Origin of the sequence: Chitinophaga sp. HK235, assembly GCF_018255755.1 — a bacterium.
In the GTDB taxonomy this organism is placed as follows: domain Bacteria; phylum Bacteroidota; class Bacteroidia; order Chitinophagales; family Chitinophagaceae; genus Chitinophaga.
In genome coordinates this window covers 6,982,457-7,002,234 of sequence record NZ_CP073766.1, presented here as the reverse complement: position 1 = coordinate 7,002,234, position 19,778 = coordinate 6,982,457, and the positions used below count along the sequence as shown (strand labels likewise).

The 19,778-nt window shown below is 47.9% G+C and carries 17 protein-coding genes; 8 read left to right on the top strand and 9 right to left on the bottom strand.

Annotated features, from left to right (window positions below):
* Positions 1-71: 71 nt before the first annotated feature.
* The gene (dnaK, locus tag KD145_RS26785) at positions 72-1,976 is read right to left on the bottom strand and encodes a molecular chaperone DnaK (RefSeq protein WP_212002879.1); all 1,905 of its coding nucleotides are present in this window, start codon (positions 1,974-1,976) and stop codon (positions 72-74) included.
* A 296-nt stretch (positions 1,977-2,272) separates the two neighbouring features.
* Between dnaK and KD145_RS26780 the strand changes: the two genes are divergently transcribed.
* From KD145_RS26780 to argS, 4 genes are all read left to right on the top strand, one after another.
* Complete coding sequence (locus tag KD145_RS26780; protein WP_212002878.1) at positions 2,273-3,637, top strand: OmpA family protein; 1,365 nt, start codon at positions 2,273-2,275, stop codon at positions 3,635-3,637.
* Positions 3,638-3,793: 156 nt separating this feature from the next.
* A complete protein-coding gene (locus KD145_RS26775) occupies positions 3,794-4,279 on the top strand; it encodes a GNAT family N-acetyltransferase (protein WP_212002877.1) in 486 nt (161 codons plus the stop codon).
* 83 nt (positions 4,280-4,362) lie between these two features.
* Positions 4,363-4,938 carry a porin family protein gene (locus KD145_RS26770; RefSeq protein ID WP_212002876.1) on the top strand — a complete coding sequence of 192 codons (576 nt, stop codon included), beginning with the start codon at positions 4,363-4,365 and terminating at the stop codon, positions 4,936-4,938.
* A 144-nt stretch (positions 4,939-5,082) separates the two neighbouring features.
* Positions 5,083-7,011: an arginine--tRNA ligase gene (argS, locus tag KD145_RS26765; protein ID WP_212002875.1), complete on the top strand. Its 1,929-nt coding sequence runs from the start codon at positions 5,083-5,085 to the stop codon at positions 7,009-7,011.
* 250 nt (positions 7,012-7,261) lie between these two features.
* Here argS and KD145_RS26760 read toward each other — a convergent pair whose 3' ends face one another.
* From KD145_RS26760 to KD145_RS26740, 5 genes are all read right to left on the bottom strand, one after another.
* On the bottom strand, positions 7,262-8,137 hold the full coding sequence (locus KD145_RS26760) for a lipopolysaccharide assembly protein LapB (protein WP_249219860.1): 876 nt from the start codon (positions 8,135-8,137) through the stop codon (positions 7,262-7,264).
* Between the two features lie 120 nt (positions 8,138-8,257).
* Positions 8,258-8,746: a cytidine deaminase gene (locus KD145_RS26755; RefSeq protein WP_212002873.1), complete on the bottom strand. Its 489-nt coding sequence runs from the start codon at positions 8,744-8,746 to the stop codon at positions 8,258-8,260.
* A gap of 137 nt (positions 8,747-8,883) precedes the next feature.
* The gene (gene lepB / locus KD145_RS26750) at positions 8,884-10,068 is read right to left on the bottom strand and encodes a signal peptidase I (protein WP_212002872.1); all 1,185 of its coding nucleotides are present in this window, start codon (positions 10,066-10,068) and stop codon (positions 8,884-8,886) included.
* 183 nt (positions 10,069-10,251) lie between these two features.
* A complete protein-coding gene (locus tag KD145_RS26745) occupies positions 10,252-10,905 on the bottom strand; it encodes an alpha/beta fold hydrolase (RefSeq protein ID WP_212002871.1) in 654 nt (217 codons plus the stop codon).
* Between the two features lie 10 nt (positions 10,906-10,915).
* Positions 10,916-12,100: a sigma-54 dependent transcriptional regulator gene (locus tag KD145_RS26740; RefSeq protein WP_212002870.1), complete on the bottom strand. Its 1,185-nt coding sequence runs from the start codon at positions 12,098-12,100 to the stop codon at positions 10,916-10,918.
* A 251-nt stretch (positions 12,101-12,351) separates the two neighbouring features.
* On the opposite strand from KD145_RS26740, the gene KD145_RS26735 reads away from it, so the two are divergent.
* Together KD145_RS26735 and cysM are read left to right on the top strand one after the other, a co-directional pair.
* Positions 12,352-13,164 carry a serine O-acetyltransferase gene (locus KD145_RS26735; protein WP_212002869.1) on the top strand — a complete coding sequence of 271 codons (813 nt, stop codon included), beginning with the start codon at positions 12,352-12,354 and terminating at the stop codon, positions 13,162-13,164.
* Positions 13,165-13,173: 9 nt separating this feature from the next.
* Positions 13,174-14,046 (top strand): cysteine synthase CysM, encoded by an 873-nt coding sequence (gene cysM / locus KD145_RS26730; RefSeq protein ID WP_212002868.1) that lies wholly within the window; start codon positions 13,174-13,176, stop codon positions 14,044-14,046.
* A gap of 71 nt (positions 14,047-14,117) precedes the next feature.
* Here cysM and KD145_RS26725 read toward each other — a convergent pair whose 3' ends face one another.
* A complete protein-coding gene (locus KD145_RS26725; protein WP_212002867.1) occupies positions 14,118-15,101 on the bottom strand; it encodes a pyruvate dehydrogenase complex E1 component subunit beta in 984 nt (327 codons plus the stop codon).
* Between the two features lie 232 nt (positions 15,102-15,333).
* On the opposite strand from KD145_RS26725, the gene KD145_RS26720 reads away from it, so the two are divergent.
* On the top strand, positions 15,334-15,954 hold the full coding sequence (locus KD145_RS26720) for a hypothetical protein (protein WP_212002866.1): 621 nt from the start codon (positions 15,334-15,336) through the stop codon (positions 15,952-15,954).
* 57 nt (positions 15,955-16,011) lie between these two features.
* On the opposite strand, the gene KD145_RS26715 is transcribed toward KD145_RS26720, so the two are convergent.
* Complete coding sequence (locus tag KD145_RS26715; RefSeq protein WP_212002865.1) at positions 16,012-17,184, bottom strand: acetyl-CoA C-acyltransferase; 1,173 nt, start codon at positions 17,182-17,184, stop codon at positions 16,012-16,014.
* Positions 17,185-17,310: 126 nt separating this feature from the next.
* Here KD145_RS26715 and dnaG point away from each other — a divergent pair, with 126 nt between their 5' ends.
* Entirely contained in the window at positions 17,311-19,284 is a 1,974-nt protein-coding gene (dnaG, locus tag KD145_RS26710; RefSeq protein WP_212002864.1) for a DNA primase, read from the top strand.
* Here dnaG and KD145_RS26705 read toward each other — a convergent pair.
* Positions 19,277-19,777: a dihydrofolate reductase gene (locus tag KD145_RS26705; protein WP_212002863.1), complete on the bottom strand. Its 501-nt coding sequence runs from the start codon at positions 19,775-19,777 to the stop codon at positions 19,277-19,279. The two genes, dnaG and KD145_RS26705, sit on opposite strands and share 8 nt — an antisense overlap.
* Position 19,778 lies beyond the last annotated feature (1 nt).

Genomic DNA, 19,778 nt, shown 5'->3' with positions numbered 1-19,778 from the left:
ATAGCAAAAAAAACGAAGACATAACAGGAGGACCCGTTATGTCTTCGTCTATAATGTGATAGCTAACGCTATTATTTTACTTCTTCAAACTCGGCATCAGTTACACCATCACCGCCACCGTTAGGCTGGCCTTGTTGCTGGCCGGCATCAGCAGTAGCGCCTTCCGGTTGACCCTGAGAGGCTTTGTATATTTCTTCAGAAGCAGCTGTCCATGCAGCTTCCAGTTCAGTAGTAGCAGTATCTATCTGAGCGATGTCCTGAGATTTGTGCGCTTCTTTCAGCTTGTTGAGGGCTGTTTCAATCGTTGTTTTCTTATCAGCAGGTACTTTGTCGCCGTATTCCTTCAGTTGTTTCTCTGTCTGGAAGATGAGGCTGTCTGCTTTGTTGAGCTTTTCGATTTTTTCGCGTTGTTCTTTATCGGATGATTCGTTGGCTCTCGCTTCCGCTTTCATCTTTTCGATCTCATCTTTGCTCAGACCGCTACCAGCTTCAATTCTGATGTTCTGTGTTTTACCGGTGCCTTTATCTTTGGCAGTTACATGCAGGATACCGTTGGCATCGATATCGAAGATAACTTCGATCTGCGGAACACCACGTGGAGCCGGAGGAATATCACCCAGAATGAAACGACCCAGTGTTCTGTTCTGGTTAGCCATTGGCCTTTCACCCTGCAGTACATTGATTTCTACGCTAGGCTGGTTGTCAGCGGCAGTAGAGAATGTTTCAGATTTTCTGCTGGGGATAGTGGTATTGGACTCGATCAGTTTGGTCATTACACCGCCCATGGTTTCGATACCCAGTGACAGCGGGGTAACGTCCAGCAGCAGCACGTCTTTTACTTCACCGGTCAGTACACCACCCTGGATAGCAGCACCTACGGCTACCACTTCGTCAGGGTTTACACCTCTGTTAGGTTTTTTACCGAAGAATTTTTCTACCACTTCCTGAATTTTCGGGATACGGGTAGAACCACCTACGAGGATGATTTCATCGATCTCGGAAGTATTCATTCCGGCATCTTTCAATGCTTTACGGCAAGGCTCCAGTGTTCTTTCCACCAGGCTGTCGCTCAGCTGTTCGAATTTAGCGCGGGTCAGTTTTTTCACCAGGTGTTTAGGTACACCATCAACTGCAGTGATATAAGGCAGGTTGATTTCTGTTTCAGAAGAAGAAGACAGCTCGATTTTAGCTTTTTCAGCGGCTTCTTTCAGGCGCTGCCATGACATCGGATCTTTGTGCAGGTCTACCGCTTCGTCTTTTTTGAACTCGTCGGCCAGCCAGTCCATGATCACTTTATCGAAGTCGTCACCACCCAGGTGAGTATCACCGTTGGTAGATTTTACTTCAAATACGCCGTCGCCCAGTTCCAGGATGGAGATATCGAAGGTACCGCCACCAAGGTCGAACACAGCGATTTTGCTGTCTGTATGTTTTTTATCCATACCGTAAGCCAGTGCAGCTGCGGTAGGTTCGTTGATGATACGACGTACAGTCAGACCGGCGATTTCACCAGCTTCTTTGGTAGCCTGACGTTGTGCATCGTTAAAATATGCAGGAACAGTGATAACTGCTTCTGTTACTTCCTGGCCCAGGTAATCTTCGGCCGTTTTTTTCATTTTCTGCAGGATCATTGCGGAAATTTCCTGCGGCGTATATAATCTGCCATCAATATCAACGCGGGTGGTGTTGTTATCACCTCTAACCACTTTGTAGCTAACGTGACTTAATTCGTTGGACACTTCGTCAAAATGACGGCCCATGAAACGCTTCACTGACATAATGGTATTAACGGGGTTGGTAATAGCCTGACGCTTTGCAGGGTCACCTACTTTCCTTTCTCCGTTTTTCAAAAATGCCACAACTGACGGGGTCGTTCTCCTTCCCTCATCATTGGCAATAACTACCGGTTCGTTACCTTCCATAACGGCAACGCATGAGTTGGTAGTTCCTAAGTCAATGCCTATTATTTTTCCCATAGTATTAAGATTCTCCTTTAGTTGTAAGTTAAAAGTCGTATTTGTCTTAGGTTTGTCAATGATTATGCCAAGCAAAAAAATATGAAATTATGTCAGTCTGCTGCCCTATATTTGAAAAAATGATTTGATTATTTGGATATTTAGTCATTCCACTGACCCGACAAAATGACGAATATGCCAACCTTGAGCAAGTAACTACCCGTTCTTAACCTCGCCTTCCTTTAGCAGCTATTCATCTCTGCACCTGCGTTCAGATTTTATCAAATAAGATCATTGTTTAACCTAACCGTTTTCTTATGAACACATCCAAGATCTGGCGGGCTTCCTGTGCCCTCCTGGCTATCATGCCTGTTATCAGCAATGCCCAGGACCAATCTACCGCGACCGCTGTGGCCCCCACTGTCCAGCTTTTCAGAGGTCCTCAGGAATTCAGGACATGGTCTGTTGGCGTCAATGGCGGGCTGCTGGCCCCTGTAGCTGCCACCGGTGGCAGTAATGACTTCACCAAATGGAAGGCCTCCGGCGGGTATGGCGCTTATGTGAAATACCAGCTTCTTCATTTTTTGGCCATACGGGCCGATTATGTTGGTGGAAAACTGAAAGGCGACAATAGCAAGAACCTGGGTAACGGCATGCCTCCCAGCAGCCCCTACAGCTCCTTCGAAACCAAACTGAAATGGACAGCCACCCTCAATGCCGTGTTTAATATTACGACTGTCAACTGGCTGTTCCGTAAGAACTTCGTACTGCTGTATGGCTCGGTAGGCGGTGGCCTTGCCGGATACAGCCCCTCCCTCACACTTGCTGGTAGCAGCACTTCCTTCGACTATAAACCCAGTGGCACTATTAAGGAACTGATTATCCCCGTAGGCGCCGGACTGAAATTCAGGCTATCCGAATTCATCAACCTTGACCTGGGCTATACCATGTATTACACAGATGGAGACAACCTGGACGGTTACCATCACGGTCCCAACAAGGATAAATTCTCCTACGGCTACGCCGGTCTTGAGTTTGCCATCGGTAAAAAAGGGAAACCACAACTGCAATGGAACAATCCTGCCGCCACCACCTATGATGAACTGGAAGCCCAGAAGGCCACGCTGCGCACCGCACTGGATGCAGCCAATCAGACCAATCAGAAGCTTACAGCAGATATGGACAGACTCATGAAAGACAGTGATGGCGACGGCGTATCCGATTACTTCGACAAATGCCCCAATACGCCTGCCAACACCCGCGTAGATGGCTCCGGTTGCCCGCTACCCGAACCGGTAGTGGTGAAAAAAGAGGAAAAGATAGTGATCACCGAAGAAGATAACCGCATCGTAAAAGAAGCCATCCAGAACCTGGAATTCGACTTCGCCAAAGCCAGTATCAAACCGCACTCCTATCCGGCACTCGACAGAGTGGCTGAACTCCTGACGCGCAAAAACCTCAACCTCAAGTTGAGTGGTCATACCGACAATGTAGGCAGTAAGGAGCGCAACCTGGCCCTGTCCAGAGAAAGAGCTGAAGCCGTTAAAACCTACCTCGTAAGCAAAGGCGTTAATGCATCTAAGATTGAAGCTGTAGGTTATGGCATGAGCCAACCTATTGCGAGCAATAAAACCGCTGCAGGCAGACAGAAAAACAGAAGAGTAGAATTTACGATCTTCTAGAATTTGAAAGGTTAGTTGATACTACTTTCGAAAATTAATATTGTACAGGAGAGGCCCGATAGCACGTCTACAGTAGCTACCGGGCCTCTCCTGTATTTATTCCCTTTTCAGCCCCCTTGCATTGCGCCTTTGCGCGAAACCTCGTACATTCACGTTATGGAAACAATCACAGTAAGGACCATCGTTGTAGCCGATGATCCAACCATCGCCAACATTGTAAAAACCACGCTGACAGAATTCGGAATGAACAAAGCAGGTACTGCCTATTCCGACCCGACCACCGACCATCTGTCTGTTTTATTCAACAAACCCAGGGCTATCTATTATATAGCTGAAGAAAACGGTGTTATCCTCGGCGGAGCCGGCATACATCCATTGGATGGCGGAGAAGCACATGTATGCGAACTGCAGAAGATGTACCTGATACCGGCAGCCAGAGGTAAAGGACTGGCTGGTAAGCTGATCTCCCAATGCATGGAGTTTGCCAAGGAAAACGGCTATACGCAGTGTTACCTTGAAACCAGTCCTGAACTGGCCAGAGCCAGGAAAGTATATGAACAATTCGGCTTCAGATACCTGACAGGACCTATGGGCAACACCGGTCATTTTGGCTGTGATAGCTGGATGCTGAAGGATTTGTAAGATTCCCCGTTACGTTGTTTTTTCTGCACTGATAGAATCCGGCATATTTCTTGGTATCTGCTGGCAGGAAAAATAATCGTATTATGAAAAAACTGATTCTGTCCGGTATACTGGCCATTGGTTCTGTACTGGCAGTTAATGCCCAAACCGTAAAATTCGGTGTAAAGGGAGGTCTGAACCTTGCTAAACTTACTAACACCGATAATGCCAAGACACGTGCCTCCTTCTATGCCGGCGGTCTGGTAAACCTGGCCCTGAATGAAAGCTGGGCCATACAACCGGAGTTGTTGTATTCCGGACAAGGTACAAAGGTAAAAACAAGTACCATCCTGGGCACGCTGGAAAGTACTGTCAAAACTGATTATATCAACATCCCGGTTATGGTGCAATACTCTATTGTACCGGCATTTTATCTGGAAGCAGGCCCTCAGCTGGGTATTCTGGCAGGTGCCAAACAGAAAATCGGTAGTAAATCATACGATGTAAAAGATCAAATGAAAGGTATTGACTTTGGCATCGGCGTAGGTTTCGGTTATAAATTCGATATGGGCCTGGGCGTATCCGGCCGTTATAACTTCGGACTTACCAACATCGAGGATTCCGGTAATGGCAACAGCAAAAACTCTGTAGCACAAATAGGACTGTTCTACATGTTCTAAACACTACTATAACGATGCAATGTAACGCAAAGGCGCAGGGATTTTATGAAATCTCTGCGCCTTTGTTATAAGTGCCTTTAGGGTAACCTTTTGCACCTCTGCGCGAAACCACTATCTTTGCTGCTCGCATTAATCATTTTCAGCATGAGTGTTGTACAATCAATCAGAACGGCTGCCGTAGCCGCCATTAAGTCCCTTTACAACCAGGATATCACTGTAGCAGATGTAGCTATCAATGTGACTAAACCTGAGTTTGAAGGTGAGTATACCATTGTTGTTTTCCCATTCACCAAATTCAGCCGACAAAAACCAGATGAAACCGCACAGCGCATAGGCGACTACCTTGTTGCCCATCATTCTGAGCTGATTGCCGGTTTTAACGTGGTAAAAGGCTTCCTTAACCTGGACATCAATCAGGCCTACTGGTGTGATTTCCTCCAGCAACATTACAACAACGAAAATATCGGTATACAGCCATCCAACGGCAAAAAGATCATGGTGGAGTATTCCTCCCCCAATACCAACAAACCGCTGCACCTGGGGCACCTGCGTAATAACTTCCTTGGTTATTCCATCGCGGAAATCCTGAAGGCCAACGGCTTTGAAGTGATCAAAACCAACCTGGTAAATGACCGTGGCATCCATATCTGTAAGTCCATGCTGGCATGGCAGCTGTTTGCCCATGGCGATACTCCGGAATCCACCGGCATCAAAGGCGATCACCTGGTAGGCGATTATTACGTGAAGTTTGAATCCGTAGTAAAAGAACAGGCCGAACCTATCATTGACCGGGTGCTGGAAAACGACTTCCAGGACTTCGAAAACGCTGACGTGGAGAAACTGACCAAACTGGTCACTGCCCTGCACAAGCCTGAAGTAAAGGACGACGCAGACAAGACTTCCAAAATTATGGGTGACATCAAGGAGATGTCCCGTAATAAAACAGAAATCATGCAGCAGGCCAAAATCATGCTGCAGCAGTGGGAAGCCGGCAACCATGAAGTACGCCATCTCTGGGCTGCCATGAACGGCTGGGTGTATGCAGGTTTTGAAGAAACCTACAAACGCCTGGGCATCGACTTCGACCAGATGTACTACGAAAGCGATACCTACCTGCTGGGCAAAGACCTCGTTAACGACGGTCTGGCCAAGGGGGTGCTGTTCAAAAAAGAAGACAACTCCGTATGGATAGACCTCACCGCCGACGGTCTGGATGAGAAACTCCTGCTCCGTGGCGATGGCACCTCCGTATACATGACCCAGGACCTGGGCACCGCCCGGCTGAAATTCAGCGACTACAAAATGGACCAGAGTGTGTATGTAGTGGCCGATGAACAGAACTATCACTTTAAAGTATTACAGCTGATCCTCGAGAAACTGGGCGAACCCTCCGCTGCAGGCATCTACCATCTCAGCTATGGCATGGTGGAACTGCCCCATGGCCGTATGAAGAGCCGGGAAGGTACCGTAGTGGATGCAGATGATATGATCGTGGAAATGGTGAACACCGCCAAAGAAGCAACCCAGGAAGCAGTACAGAAACATGCTGATTTCACGGAAGCAGAACTGAACACCCTCTACGAAACCATCGGCCTGGGTGCTATGAAGTTCTTCCTGCTGCGTGTAGATCCCAAGAAAAAAATGATCTTCAATCCGGAAGAATCCATTGACCTGCGCGGGTTTACCGGACCATTCATACAATATGCCTACGCACGTATCAAGTCTATTTTAAGAGAAGTAGGCCCGGTAGCCGGCCTGGAAAACTACCAGTATAAAGGCGCACTGCTGCCACTGGAAAAGGAACTGATCGTTATAAATGAGCAGTTCCCCGGTATTCTTGCAGACGCATACCGCGAAATGAGTCCTTCTGTGATCGCCAACTACGCTTTCCAGCTGGCGCAGGTGTTCAACTCTTTCTATGCAGAAAAAGTAGAAGGCGTATACACCTACTCAGTACTGCGGGAAGAAAATGAAGACAAGAAAAAACTGAGGTTACAGCTCATCACGCTCACCGCCAATACTATCCGGCAGAGCATGAAACTGCTGGGTATTCAGGTACCCGAGCGGATGTAATCCCACAACGGAATATAACGGCAAAGGCGCAACGGACTTTAAGATCCTGTGCGCCTTTTGTTGTTTTAACCAATACCTAAAAAAAACGCTGCGGGCTTTGCAGACCGCAGCGCTAGCAGCTTGCGGCCACCGTGGCCGAAACTGCCGAAGAAAATACCACAGCAAGCAGCAGCGAAAAAAGGAGCTTGCCTATCCTTGATGCGCCGTTTGTAAACCCTTCTACACTGTGGCAAAATATTTATTAACAAAGTTATCTGGTAGTATCCATCGCGGTGGCTTTATCACATAATGCCATTCCTTTCTCCCTATCACCCTTACCCATATACGATTTTCCAAGCATAAACATAACAAAAGCATTTGTAGGTTGCAAACGCAATACATTTTCCCATTGTACAATCGCTGCATCAAAGTCACCTTTGTTGTAACAGGCATGTGCCAGATTAAACAATATCTGTTCATCATCGGGCTGCAGCTGCTGCGCTTTCCGCAGGTATGCGATCCCTTTGTCTGTTTGCTCCAGCCGTAACCATGCCACGCCGGTATTAAATAAAAAAACGGCGTCCTGCTTACAGCCCAGAGCGGCGGCTTTGCCGAAGGAACGGACAGCTCCTTCAAAATCGGCCATATTAAAACTCATCATGCCCAGTTCGTACCAGGCGACGGTATGCATACTGTCTATCGACAGTACTTCCTGATAAGCGTTGATGCTTTCCCGGTAGTGCCCCAGTTGAGCATATAACTGTGCCAGCTGGTAAGGGACCGTAATATTGCCCGGTTCTTCCCTTCTGGCCTGTTGCAGCGCTTCCAGTGCATTGTCATACTGCCGGAGATAATAAAAACTCAGCCCTATCTGTCTGCTCATATTGGCTGCTCCCAGCTCCTGTGCCTTACGGCAATAGCCAAGTGCATCAGCATATGATTTTCTTTCAAAGTAAATGTCTCCCAGCGCACTATAGGCAGCAGTATAACCGCTGTCGGCTTTGATGGCTGCAGCAAAACATTGCCGGGCAGCTTCCTGCCGGCCGGATTTCCTGAAAGCAATACCTTCCCGGTAAAGATTACGGGCTTTATCACGCCATCCACTGAGATGCACTGCTGTTGCAGTGTTGATAGCGCTTATAAGCATCACAACATACAAACATAGGATAAGGCGAAAGGTCATCATATGTAGGCTTCTCCGCAAAGATAATATTATTTAAATATTTTAATATTTATATATTTCATCAATATACAAATATTAAAATATTTAAATATCCATGTCTGAAGCAGAAAAGCCCAGGGGCAGCAGGTCATTGGCTTTATTGATCACATATACCTTACCACTGAGGCCTCCCAGAATCAACCGGATCGGTTTGTCCTGACGGTATTCATACTCAGCTAGCGTCTGGCGGCAGACACCACAGGGGGAAATAGGCCGGGAGCTATCACCATTGATATTGTTATAGCTGACAGCGATGGTATCGATGGCCACATCCGGATAAGTAGAGGAAGCAGCGGAAAGCGCCACTCTTTCTGCACATAGTCCTACCGGAAAAGAAGCATTCTCCTGATTGGACCCGGCCACGATTTCGCCGTTGGCCAGCCTGATCACCGCTCCTACCAGAAAATGAGAATAGGGCGCATAGGCGTGATGTGTCACTTCCCTGGCCTCTTTCAGCAGCCACGCATCGTTTTCATCCAGGGCTGTAATATCGTTATACACTAAGTAGTCAAAGTGATGTTGTTGTTTTTCCATATGAAAAGCATGAAAATTTACGTATAGCCTTTACCGGCATACAGCCTGTAACAGGCGGCAGAAAAGGGGTAAAGACAACTACGGACCGGCAATATGCCGATCCGTAAGTTACTTTAAAATATATTTCGTTCAACTGGTTATTTGATACCTCTGAACAGGCGGCTCCAGCGGATACCGTTTTCGCCGTAACTCATCCAGATCAGCCAGGCCTTGCCCACTATGTGATCTTCCGGCACAAAACCCCAGAAACGGGAGTCAAGGGAATTGTTGCGGTTATCCCCCATCATCCAGTAATAATTCATTTTAAATGTGTAGGAATCAGCAGGCTGTCCGTTGATCACGAACTTACCATCTTTTTTCTCCAGCGTATTGCCTTCATACACACGGATGATACGGTCGTAGATCGCGAAATTGCTGTCATCCAGTTTTACGGTAGCACCTTTCTTCGGGATATACAGCGGGCCGAAGTTTTCCTCCGTCCATTTGTAATGGGCCGTATCATGCGGGAATACCATGTTGTAGTTAAAGTCGATGTAGTTGGACTCTTCGTACACCGTGATATTTTTCACGATAGGGAACTGCTTGAGGGCAGCCACATTTTCCGGAGTGAGGTTGTATACGAACTTATTATTGTCAAAAGTATATTCCGGACCGGTAATACCCAGTTCCTCGAGACGGCTGCCGTTCAGCTGGTCACCGGAGGTTTCCACCACATATTTGTGCTGGCTGGCCGGAGGTACCGGAGCTGCCTGACCGTTTATATATACCACCCCATGTACAATTCTGAGGGTGTCGCCGGCTTCGGCCATGCAACGTTTGATATAGTTTTCCCTTTTATCTACCGGACGATGAATGATCTGATAGGAGTTCTGTACTGCCTGCCAGCCATTCTGCCTTACCATGTTGTAATAGCTTGGATCCGGTGAATCGATGGCTACCGTGTCACCCTCGGGGAAGTTAAACACTACTACATCATAACGTTTGATATCGGAGAAGCCCGGTAAACGTTTGTATTTCCATTTAATAGCTTCGGAGTAGGCTTTGGTAGACTTGGTGAACGGCATGGTATGATGCACAAAAGGCATAGCCAGCGGTGTCATTGGAATACGGGGGCCGTAACTGATCTTGCTTACAAAAAGGAAGTCATTCACAAGCAAGGTCTTTTCCATGGAAGGGGTAGGAATCGTATAGGCCTCAAAAATAAATGTGCGGATAAGCGTGGCTGCTATGATAGCAAAGATACCAGCGTCTAACCATTCTCTTGCCGTAGATTTTTTCTTTGGCTGACCTTCTTTATTTTTTTTCCAAAATGCCAGGTTCATTCAAGTACGCTTAATTAGATGCTTAAAAAGGCAAATATAATATTCTGTTGTTAGTGAGTTGCTTTTCCAATGGAAAAGTTTTCTTAAAAATAGCTTAAATAGTACAGAAATAACCATTAAAACTAAAAATAATATTTTCTTACCTGGCCGATAGGCTGCATTAGTCCCGCAGACAGTAGTGGGTTAACGGATAAGCGTATGGTCGAGAATACGGTTTATTTCCGTGGCACGGTTAAGCACCATAAAATGGCCACCATCGCGGATTACATGAGTTGGTTTCACAAAACGGATCGGGAAAGGCAGGTCTTTGGCACCATGGATATGTACCAGATTTTCGGGTACCAGCTCATTTTTCCAGTGCAGGATAGCATTAACAGCCCAACGCAGATAGGTGTAATCACGTTTGGAAAGATATTCCTTAACTAGTTGTCCTTCTTCCGGGGTTTCTATGTTCAGGAACTTTTTAACGACCAGGCTTCTGCGCTGATACAGCACGGAATCGGGCAACTGATGCAGCCGTAGTTTGCGCACCCAGTTGTAGTAGGGTGGTTTTTCTGTAGTATGCTTGATGCTGGAGAGCAGGATGTTTTGTGCGACCGGCCTGATGCGGGCGATCTCCAGGCTCATGATCCCGCCGAAGGAAACACCCATTAGAGAAACAGGCCCATCGGCCGTAATACCGTCTGCCATGCGGGCGGCATAACTGCTGATGGGCTCGTCGGGAAGTGGTTTTATCCACTTCAGGTGATGTATATCATAGCCGGACGGAAAACGCAGGTTGTTGAACATGCGTTCATCGGCGCCGAGGCCACTAATGAGATACAAATGTCTGGACATATGCTCAGATTCAGGAACCTGCTTTTTTCTTTTCTCTGTTAGGCACCACAAAATCGTCCACATCTTCAACGGTGATGGTTTTTCCGGAGAGGATCACCAGTCTTTCCACTACGTTGCGCAGTTCACGGATATTACCGGACCAGTTGTGGTTCTGTAATGCTTTCATGGCGTCTTTGTCTATAGCCTTGCGGGCGATACCGTATTCATTACAAACACTGTCGAGGAAGCTGTCTACCAGGAGTGGCACATCTTCGCGGCGATCGTTGAGGGAAGCCACATGGATGAGGATAACGCTCAGACGATGGTAAAGGTCGAGACGGAAATTTTTCTCTTCCACTTCCTTCAGCAGGTCTTTGTTGGTGGCAGCCACCACTCTTACGTCCACGCTGATTTCCTTGTCACCGCCTACGCGGGTGATTTTTCCTTCCTGCAGTGCACGCAGCACTTTGGCTTGTGCGCTGAGGCTCATATCGCCGATTTCATCGAGGAAAAGGGTACCACCGCTGGCCTGCTCAAATTTACCAATTCGTTGTTTAACAGCGGAGGTAAAAGAGCCTTTTTCGTGGCCAAACAGCTCACTTTCTATCAGTTCGCTGGGGATAGCGGCACAGTTGACTTCCACCATCGGGCCGGAGGCGCGGTTGCTGCGCTCGTGAAGCCAGCGGGCTACCAGTTCCTTTCCTACTCCGTTTTCGCCGGTAATCAGTACGCGGGCATCCGTAGGCGCCACTTTTTCGATGGTTTCCCGGATTTTGAGGATGGGCGCAGAATCGCCGATCATTTCGGGCACCTTGTTCACTTTACGACGCAGGGTTTTGGTTTCGGTCACCAGTTTGGTTTTGTCCATTGCGTTGCGCAGCGTGATCAGGAGACGGTTCAGATCAGGTGGTTTGGAGATATAATCATAGGCGCCTTTTTTCACGGCATCTACAGCAGTGTCAATATTCCCGTGTCCGGACACCATAATGATAGGCACGTCCTGATTTATTTCCCTGGCTTTTTCGAGAAACTCCAGGCCATCCATTTTAGGCATTTTGATATCGCACAATACGGCATCGTATTGTTTCCCCTGGAACATTTTAAACCCTTCCAAGCCATCCGCCGCCTCATCTACTTTATACCCTTCATAGCTCAGAATTTCGGAGAGTGTTTTACGGATGCTTTTTTCGTCGTCAATAATTAAAATGTTAGCCATAGTGATATTTGAGATTTATACTACTGGTATAGTCCGGTAGCAATCAGCGCCAAAAATAAATGGAAATTTTGGATTTTGGGAGCCTTGGGGCACTGCAGTAATTAAACTACTGCATCCATCAACTGTTTATATTTGTTAATTTTCCATGAGCAAAGGAAAAATACCGGAATCCGTGAATAGTCTACTAACTTTACGGGATAAATGAGTAATTTTATATACAAACGAATACAGATCTGTAATTCCTTCCGCATATGAACGATTTTTTGGATGAACTGAAGCGGAGACACCAATTGGCGGCAGCAAATGCTTACCCCGCAACCAGCGCTGTAAGTGAGTTTGCCAACAGCCTTGTTAATTGGTTATTCCCGGAACATACCGGCCAGGTGATGGATGATGCTGTGTTGCTGGAGCAGTATGGGCGCCAGCTGGAGATACAGCTGGAGTTGTTGTTGCAGCCGATGCAACATCAGTTGCCGGAAAGCGCCGGTAATATCAGCCGTACTTTTATGAGTAAAGTACCGGTGATTTATGACGAACTGACAAAAGATGCCAATGCCATCTTTCAGGGAGATCCGGCGGCCACCTGTTTGTACGAAGTAATACGGGCCTATCCGGGCTTTTATGCTATCGCGTTTTACCGCATGGCCCATGCCCTGCATGAGCTGAAAGTACCATTGCTGCCCCGCATGGTTACAGAGCTGGCGCATGCGCGCACCGGCATAGACATTCACCCGGGCGCCGTGATAGCACCCTTCTTTTGTATTGACCATGGCACCGGCATTGTGATCGGCGAAACCACCGTTATTGGTCAGCATGTAAAGCTGTACCAGGGCGTGACACTGGGTGCCCTCAGTATCGAAAAAACCATGGCCCGCAGCAAAAGGCATCCTACCATCGGTGACCATGTAGTGATCTATGCAGGGGCCACCATCCTGGGTGGTGACACCATAATAGGCCACCATAGCGTAATTGGGGGCAATGTATGGCTGATCAGAAGCGTAGAACCGTTCTCCCGGATCTATTACAAGGCAGAACATAAATATCTGGAAAGCAACCACGAATAATTACCGATTATGGCAACAATATTAGACCTCGTTGGCAATACGCCGATGGTGGAATTACAACGTATCCCGGAGAACCCGGAGGTGAAAATCTATGCCAAACTGGAAGGCACCAATCCCGGTGGCAGCGTAAAAGACAGGGCCGCCTATGGTATGATCAGGGGTGCGCTCGACCGCGGAGAAATCCGTTCCGGTACCCGACTGATAGAAGCTACCAGCGGCAATACCGGTATTGCGCTGGCGATGATCGCCAATCTTTTTGGTATAGAGATAGAACTGGTAATGCCTGCAGACTCCACCCTGGAGCGGGTGCAAACCATGCAGGCCTATGGAGCCCGGGTGGTATTGGAAGAATCGATGGAGGCTTCTATTGATTATGCCAATGCACAGGTAGCCAAAGGCGGGTATGTGATGCTCAATCAGTTTGCCAATGCTGATAACTACGGCATGCATTACAAAACCACCGGCCCGGAAATATGGCGTGATACAGCAGGCAAAGTCACCCATTTTGTAAGCGCCATGGGCACTACCGGCACTATTATGGGTGTGTCAAAATACCTGAAAGAACAAAATCCTGCCGTACAAATTGTAGGCTGTCAGCCTACAGAAGGTTCTAAAATCCCCGGCATCCGTAAATGGGCGGAGGCTTATCTTCCTAAAATATTCGACAGATCGAGGGTAGACACCATCATGGACATCTCTGAAGAAGAGGCCAGGACCATGACCAAACGGCTGGCCAAAGAAGAGGCTATTTTCTGCGGTATGAGCAGCGGCGGAGCAATAGCAGCCGCCATGAGGCTCTCCCGGGAATTAAGTCAGGGCGTGATCGTCAGCATCATCTGCGACCGTGGTGACCGTTACCTGTCCAGCGACCTGTTTGCCTGATCAATACAGCACACAACAAAAACGGCGAAGATGATGATCATCTTCGCCGTTTTTTATATCCTGAAGGGAAATTACTTCTTCATGTACATTACTTCCTTCACCAGTTTCACGGTACGCTCGATATCAGGGAGGTACAGTTTAACCAGGTTCGGAGCGTAGTGCATCGGTGCGTCAGCCGCAGTGATACGGCGGATAGGTGCATCCAGGTAGTCGAAACCTTCTTTCTGGATACGGTAGGTAATTTCAGAAGAAACGCTGGCGAACGGCCATTGTTCTTCCACGATCACCAGGCGGTTGGTTTTCTTAACAGATTCCAGGATGGTGAACCAATCCAGCGGACGGATGGTACGGAGGTCGATTACTTCGGCTTCGATGCCTTCTTTCGCCAGTTCTTCAGCTGCGCCCAGGGCTACTTTCATCATTTTGTTGAAAGAAACGATGGTCACATCTTTACCAGCGCGTTTGATGTCGGCTTTACCGATAGGGATGATGTATTCTTCTTCAGGCACTTCACCCATATCACCATACATCACTTCACTTTCCATGAAAACAACCGGATCGTCATCGCGGATAGCCGCTTTGAGCAAACCTTTGGCATCGTATGGATTGGAAACGGATATTACTTTCAGGCCCGGAATATTGGCGTAATAACTTTCAAAAGCAGTGGAGTGCTGTGCGCCCAGCTGACCGGCAGAACCGTTGGGTCCGCGGAAAACGATCGGGCAGCCAATCTGTCCGCCACTCATGGCCAGCATTTTGGAAGCTGTGTTAAGGATCTGATCAATCGCCAGGTTAGCGAAGTTCCAGGTCATGAATTCAATTATCGGGCGAAGGCCGTTCTGAGCAGCACCAACTCCGATAGCAGCAAAACCAAGTTCTGCGATCGGCGTGTCAATAACACGTTTTGGACCAAACTCATCCAGCATTCCCTGGCTCACTTTATAAGCACCATTATATTCGGCTACTTCCTCACCCATCAGGAGCACCCGTTCATCACGGCGAAATTCCTCCTGCATGGCTTCTCTTAAGGCTTGTCTGAAAGCTATCTGACGCATGCTATTCTTAATAAAGTTTGAAAGTTTAAATGCCTGACTGTGGTAAGGCAGGGCAAAAATATTGTTTGTTGGTGAAAAAGCAAAGGATTAATAATTAATATGACCGCTGACACACTTTATACCCACAAGCCACTGTTCATTTTTCATCAGCCGGAGAAAAGAAAATATAATCATTATAAAATATTTATATATTTATATTTTAATATCCTGATGCCATTTTCCATCACCAGCTATGATCACCTTAACGATTCTCACCATCTGTTTTCTGACAGGGCTTTCCTGCAAAATTAAAAAATTTAAAGCGCCACTGACGCTGGCACTCACCTGGTACATCCATCTCATTTTCCTGGTCCTGTCGGCCATCTGCCTGTTCCTGATGCTCAATGATTATGGTTTTAAAGGCACCCAAACCGAGCGGGTGTTTTTCACCCTGTACGCCGGCACCGGCATGATACTGTATGGCCTGAGCAAACCCGGCAACGATGCCAGACATGCCTATCTGATGGCATTTTTCGGGTTTCCCTTTGTACTGCTGCTGGGACTGATGATCCCACCCCTGCGGGTACTCACCATCGTAGTCGCGCTCACGCTCCTGTCGGACAGTGATTTCCGCCGCTACAACATCGACAACGACTATGCCCTTCAATCCAAAACAAGCGGCATTCTGTCATCAGCGCCGGTTTACAGCCTGATCAGCGATAAATACTGGCTTTTTGAGAAAATAACACCGGGCATCATCCAACCACAGGGAGTGATTAAAAACCTCCGGATGGAAAAAAAGGGAGCAGACAGCGTTCTGATACAGTGGGGTTACGGGAAAGCGAAGAAAGACACGGTTATTGTGTTGGACTAACATAAAAAAAATAGGGTGACGGAATATTTCCATCACCCTATCTATTTCAATATTGTCTTATACTTTTTCGATGATCATAGCGCTGGCACCACCACCACCATTGCAGATAGCAGCCACACCGTAGCGGCTGTTGTTTTCGTGCAGGATGGAGTTGAGCGTTACCACGATCCTGGCTCCGCTGCAGCCGATAGGGTGTCCCATAGCTACGGCACCGCCCCATACGTTCACTTTGTCGAGTGACATACCCAGGTCTTTGGCATTGGCGATCGGCACACAAGAGAAGGCTTCGTTTACCTCTGCAAAGTCCATGTCCTCAATTTTCAGATTGGCTTTGGCCAGTGCTTTCTCAACAGCTTTTACCGGTGTGGTGGTAAACCATTCCGGCGCCTGGGAAGCATCTGCGAAACTGATGATTTTAGCCAGGGGCTTCAGTCCCAGTTCCTTTACTTTCTCCCCACTCACCAATACTACGGCAGCAGCGCCATCGTTGAGATTGGAGGCATTAGCAGCAGTGATGGTACCATCTTTCTGGAAGGTAGGTTTCAGGGAAGGCACTTTTTCGAGGATCACTTTTTTGTAATCTTCATCTTCAGCCACTGTCACCACGTTTTTACCGGGCACTTCCACCGGCACCACTTCTTTTTTGTAAAATCCTTTTTCCCAGGCAGCAGCGGCGCGGCGATAGCTTTCAATCGCATAGGCGTCCTGGTCTTCCCGGGTAATATGGTATTCTGCGGCGCAGAGCTCTGCAGCATTGCCCATGTGGAAGTCCTTATAAGGGTCCCAGAGGCCGTCACGGATAATACCGTCGATTACAGTACCGGCACCCAGTTTATAACCAGTGCGGGCTTTATCGAGGTAAAAAGGCACAGCGCTCATATTTTCCATACCACCAGCCACAACAATATCGTTATCGCCCAGCATAATGCTTTGGGCACCCAGCATAATGGATTTCATACCTGAAGCACATACCTTGTTAACAGTAGTGGCAGGCACTTTATTGGGTACACCAGCACCCAGACTGGCCTGGGTGGCAGGGGCTTGTCCCAGATTGGCACTGATCACATTGCCCATATATACTTCATTCACCTGGGCAGCGTCTATACCAGCTCTTTCCAGAGCGGCTTTGATAACAGTGGAACCCAGTTTAACAGCAGGAACACCTGACAACGCGCCATTGAAACCTCCAATCGGCGTGCGGGCAGTTGCTACTATAAATACTTCTTTCATCTGATAAATAAGATTGATTTGGCGAGATTAATATAATCTACCAAATATAAGCAAAAGAAGCGTTACACAACGTTTTCCACTGCTCCGGAGAAATTACCGTATGTTTGCAGTTGCATTGATCAGACTGTGATATCTCAACAATCCATACAACAGATACTTGGCCGCATTGATATTGTGGAAATTGTGGGCTCTTTCGTGAAACTGAAAAAGCGCGGAGCCAACTATATGGGCCTCTGTCCTTTTCACAACGAAAAGTCGCCTTCTTTCACCGTATCTCCCAGCAAAGAAATCTACAAGTGTTTTGGCTGTGGCAAAAGCGGCAACGCCATCAGCTTTGTCATGGAGCACGAGAAGTATTCCTATGTGGAAGCTATCAAATGGCTGGCACAGAAGTATCAGGTTGAGATTGAAGAAACAGAGGTAAGCCCGGAACTGCGCCAGCATCAGCTGATGTCGGACAGTTTGTTTATTATCAACGGCTTTGCCCGGGAATACTTTTCCGATACCCTGTTCAATACAGAGGAAGGGCAGAACGTAGGGCTTAGTTATTTTGAAGAACGTGGTTTTACAGAAGAGACCGTCCGTAAATTCCAGTTGGGATACTGTCTGAACCAACGTGACACCTTTGCCCAAACCGCACTGTCCAAGGGCTACAACCTGGAATACCTGCAAAAAACAGGGCTGGTGACGATGCGTAATGAGCAACCGGCCGATAACTACCGGGGCCGTGTCATCTTCCCTATACATAACCAGTCGGGCAAGATCCTGGGCTTCGGGGCCCGTATCCTTGTCAAATCAGACAGGGCACCCAAATACATCAACTCTCCGGAAAACGAGATTTATGTCAAGAGCCGGGTGCTGTATGGCACCTACTTCGCGCGCCATGCGATCGACAAGCTCAATGAGTGCCTGTTGGTGGAAGGTTATACCGACGTGATCTCTCTGCACCAGGCAGGTGTGGAAAACGTGGTAGCTTCCAGCGGTACTTCCCTTACACAGGACCAGCTGCGGCTCATTAAAAAATATACCAACAACCTCACCATCATCTACGATGGCGACAGTGCCGGTATTAAGGCCGCCCTCCGTGGTCTGGATATGGCCATTGAAGAAAGCCTCAACGTAAAACTGGTACTGCTGCCCGATAAGGAAGACCCCGACAGTTACGTACAACGTATCGGCGCCGAGGCCTTCCGCAGCTTCATAGAAGAAAACAAGCAGGACTTCGTGCTGTTTAAGCTACAGCTTAACATGCAGGAAGCCGGCAACGACAGCAATAAAAAATCGCAGCTGGTAAATGAGATCGCGGAAACGATTTCTAAAATCGATAAAGCGGAAGATTTTACCCGGCAACAGGACTATATCCGCCAGTGCAGCCAGCTGCTCAAAATCGATGAGCAGGGCCTGATAGCGCTGGTCAACAAATATATCCGGGAGAGGCTGGTCAAACGCGAGCAGGCCAATACCCGCAACAATCCGGCGCCGGAAGAGTCAGATGATGTGCTGAGCGAGGAAGCCATCGCTGCCATGGAAGCCGCGGAAACAGGGGTTTCCATCTCTTCCCTGCTCAACAGGGATGAAAAACAGGAAAAGGAACTGGTGAAAATACTGCTGCGTTTCGGGGATAAAGTTTTCAGCCAGGAAGAAAACAACACGGTGGCAGACTATGTCTTTCATCTTCCGTATGATTTCGAATCGCTGGCCGACAGCGAGATGGTGAAGCGTGTACTCCGTGAATACAAAACACTCTACGACTCCGGCAGCATCCCTGATAAAAAATGGTTCCTTTACCACCAGGACCCCGACATGAGCAGATACATTTCCCTGATTCTGGAAGACAAGGAAGCGGAGCTGAGCATCAACTGGAAGGAACGTTTTGAGATAGATACTGTTTATGGTGACAATGCTTACCTGAAAGATACCATATCCACCACCAATTATCTGATACTGCGCAAAATCAAGAAGCTGATTGTTGAAAATCAGGACGAGGCGGAAAAAGCCACCGAAATGGACCAGATCATGCGCTGCCTGGAGATGCAGGTGCACCTGAAAGCCCTGGAGAAGGAGCTTACCCAGGGCCTCGGTACTGTTATTTTCAAGTAGTTTTTATGCGCTCCCACACCTGGAAAGAGAAAGCATATTCATTTTTCTCATCCGGCTCATGTCTTTCATCACTCACCAGACTCCATTCATTGCCGTGAACAGCAGGGAAAAAAGCATCTCCCGGCACTACGGCGTATACCCGTGTCAGATAGATCCGGTCTATCTGAGACCAGGCCTGTTCAAATATCTGTGAGCCACCGGTGACAAATATCTCTTCCGTTTCGAAAGTTTGGGCTTTAGCGATGGCCTCATCAATAGAGGACACCACATAGGCACCTTCCGGGTGGTAGCCGGTCTGCCGGGTGATAACGATATTAGGTCTGCCGGGCAATGGTTTACCCAGGGAGTCGAAGGTTTTCCGGCCCATGATAATGGGCTTGCCCAGTGTAGTGCTTTTAAAGTATTTCAGGTCTGTAGACAGGCGCCAGGGCAATTGGTTGTTGATACCAATCACATTGTTTTCTGATGCGGCCACAATAATGGATATCGTCATA

Excerpts from the sequence above, each read along its gene's own strand:
- dnaK (WP_212002879.1), bottom strand. The coding sequence starts at position 1,976 with ATGGGAAAAATAATAGGCATTGACTTAGGAACTACCAACTCATGCGTT.
- KD145_RS26780 (WP_212002878.1), top strand. The coding sequence starts at position 2,273 with ATGAACACATCCAAGATCTGGCGGGCTTCCTGTGCCCTCCTGGCTATC.
- KD145_RS26775 (WP_212002877.1), top strand. The coding sequence starts at position 3,794 with ATGGAAACAATCACAGTAAGGACCATCGTTGTAGCCGATGATCCAACC.
- KD145_RS26770 (WP_212002876.1), top strand. The coding sequence starts at position 4,363 with ATGAAAAAACTGATTCTGTCCGGTATACTGGCCATTGGTTCTGTACTG.
- argS (WP_212002875.1), top strand. The coding sequence starts at position 5,083 with ATGAGTGTTGTACAATCAATCAGAACGGCTGCCGTAGCCGCCATTAAG.
- KD145_RS26760 (WP_249219860.1), bottom strand. The coding sequence starts at position 8,137 with ATGCTTATAAGCGCTATCAACACTGCAACAGCAGTGCATCTCAGTGGA.
- KD145_RS26755 (WP_212002873.1), bottom strand. The coding sequence starts at position 8,746 with ATGGAAAAACAACAACATCACTTTGACTACTTAGTGTATAACGATATT.
- lepB (WP_212002872.1), bottom strand. The coding sequence starts at position 10,068 with ATGAACCTGGCATTTTGGAAAAAAAATAAAGAAGGTCAGCCAAAGAAA.
- KD145_RS26745 (WP_212002871.1), bottom strand. The coding sequence starts at position 10,905 with ATGTCCAGACATTTGTATCTCATTAGTGGCCTCGGCGCCGATGAACGC.
- KD145_RS26740 (WP_212002870.1), bottom strand. The coding sequence starts at position 12,100 with ATGGCTAACATTTTAATTATTGACGACGAAAAAAGCATCCGTAAAACA.
- KD145_RS26735 (WP_212002869.1), top strand. The coding sequence starts at position 12,352 with ATGAACGATTTTTTGGATGAACTGAAGCGGAGACACCAATTGGCGGCA.
- cysM (WP_212002868.1), top strand. The coding sequence starts at position 13,174 with ATGGCAACAATATTAGACCTCGTTGGCAATACGCCGATGGTGGAATTA.
- KD145_RS26725 (WP_212002867.1), bottom strand. The coding sequence starts at position 15,101 with ATGCGTCAGATAGCTTTCAGACAAGCCTTAAGAGAAGCCATGCAGGAG.
- KD145_RS26720 (WP_212002866.1), top strand. The coding sequence starts at position 15,334 with ATGATCACCTTAACGATTCTCACCATCTGTTTTCTGACAGGGCTTTCC.
- KD145_RS26715 (WP_212002865.1), bottom strand. The coding sequence starts at position 17,184 with ATGAAAGAAGTATTTATAGTAGCAACTGCCCGCACGCCGATTGGAGGT.
- KD145_RS26705 (WP_212002863.1), bottom strand. The coding sequence starts at position 19,777 with ATGACGATATCCATTATTGTGGCCGCATCAGAAAACAATGTGATTGGT.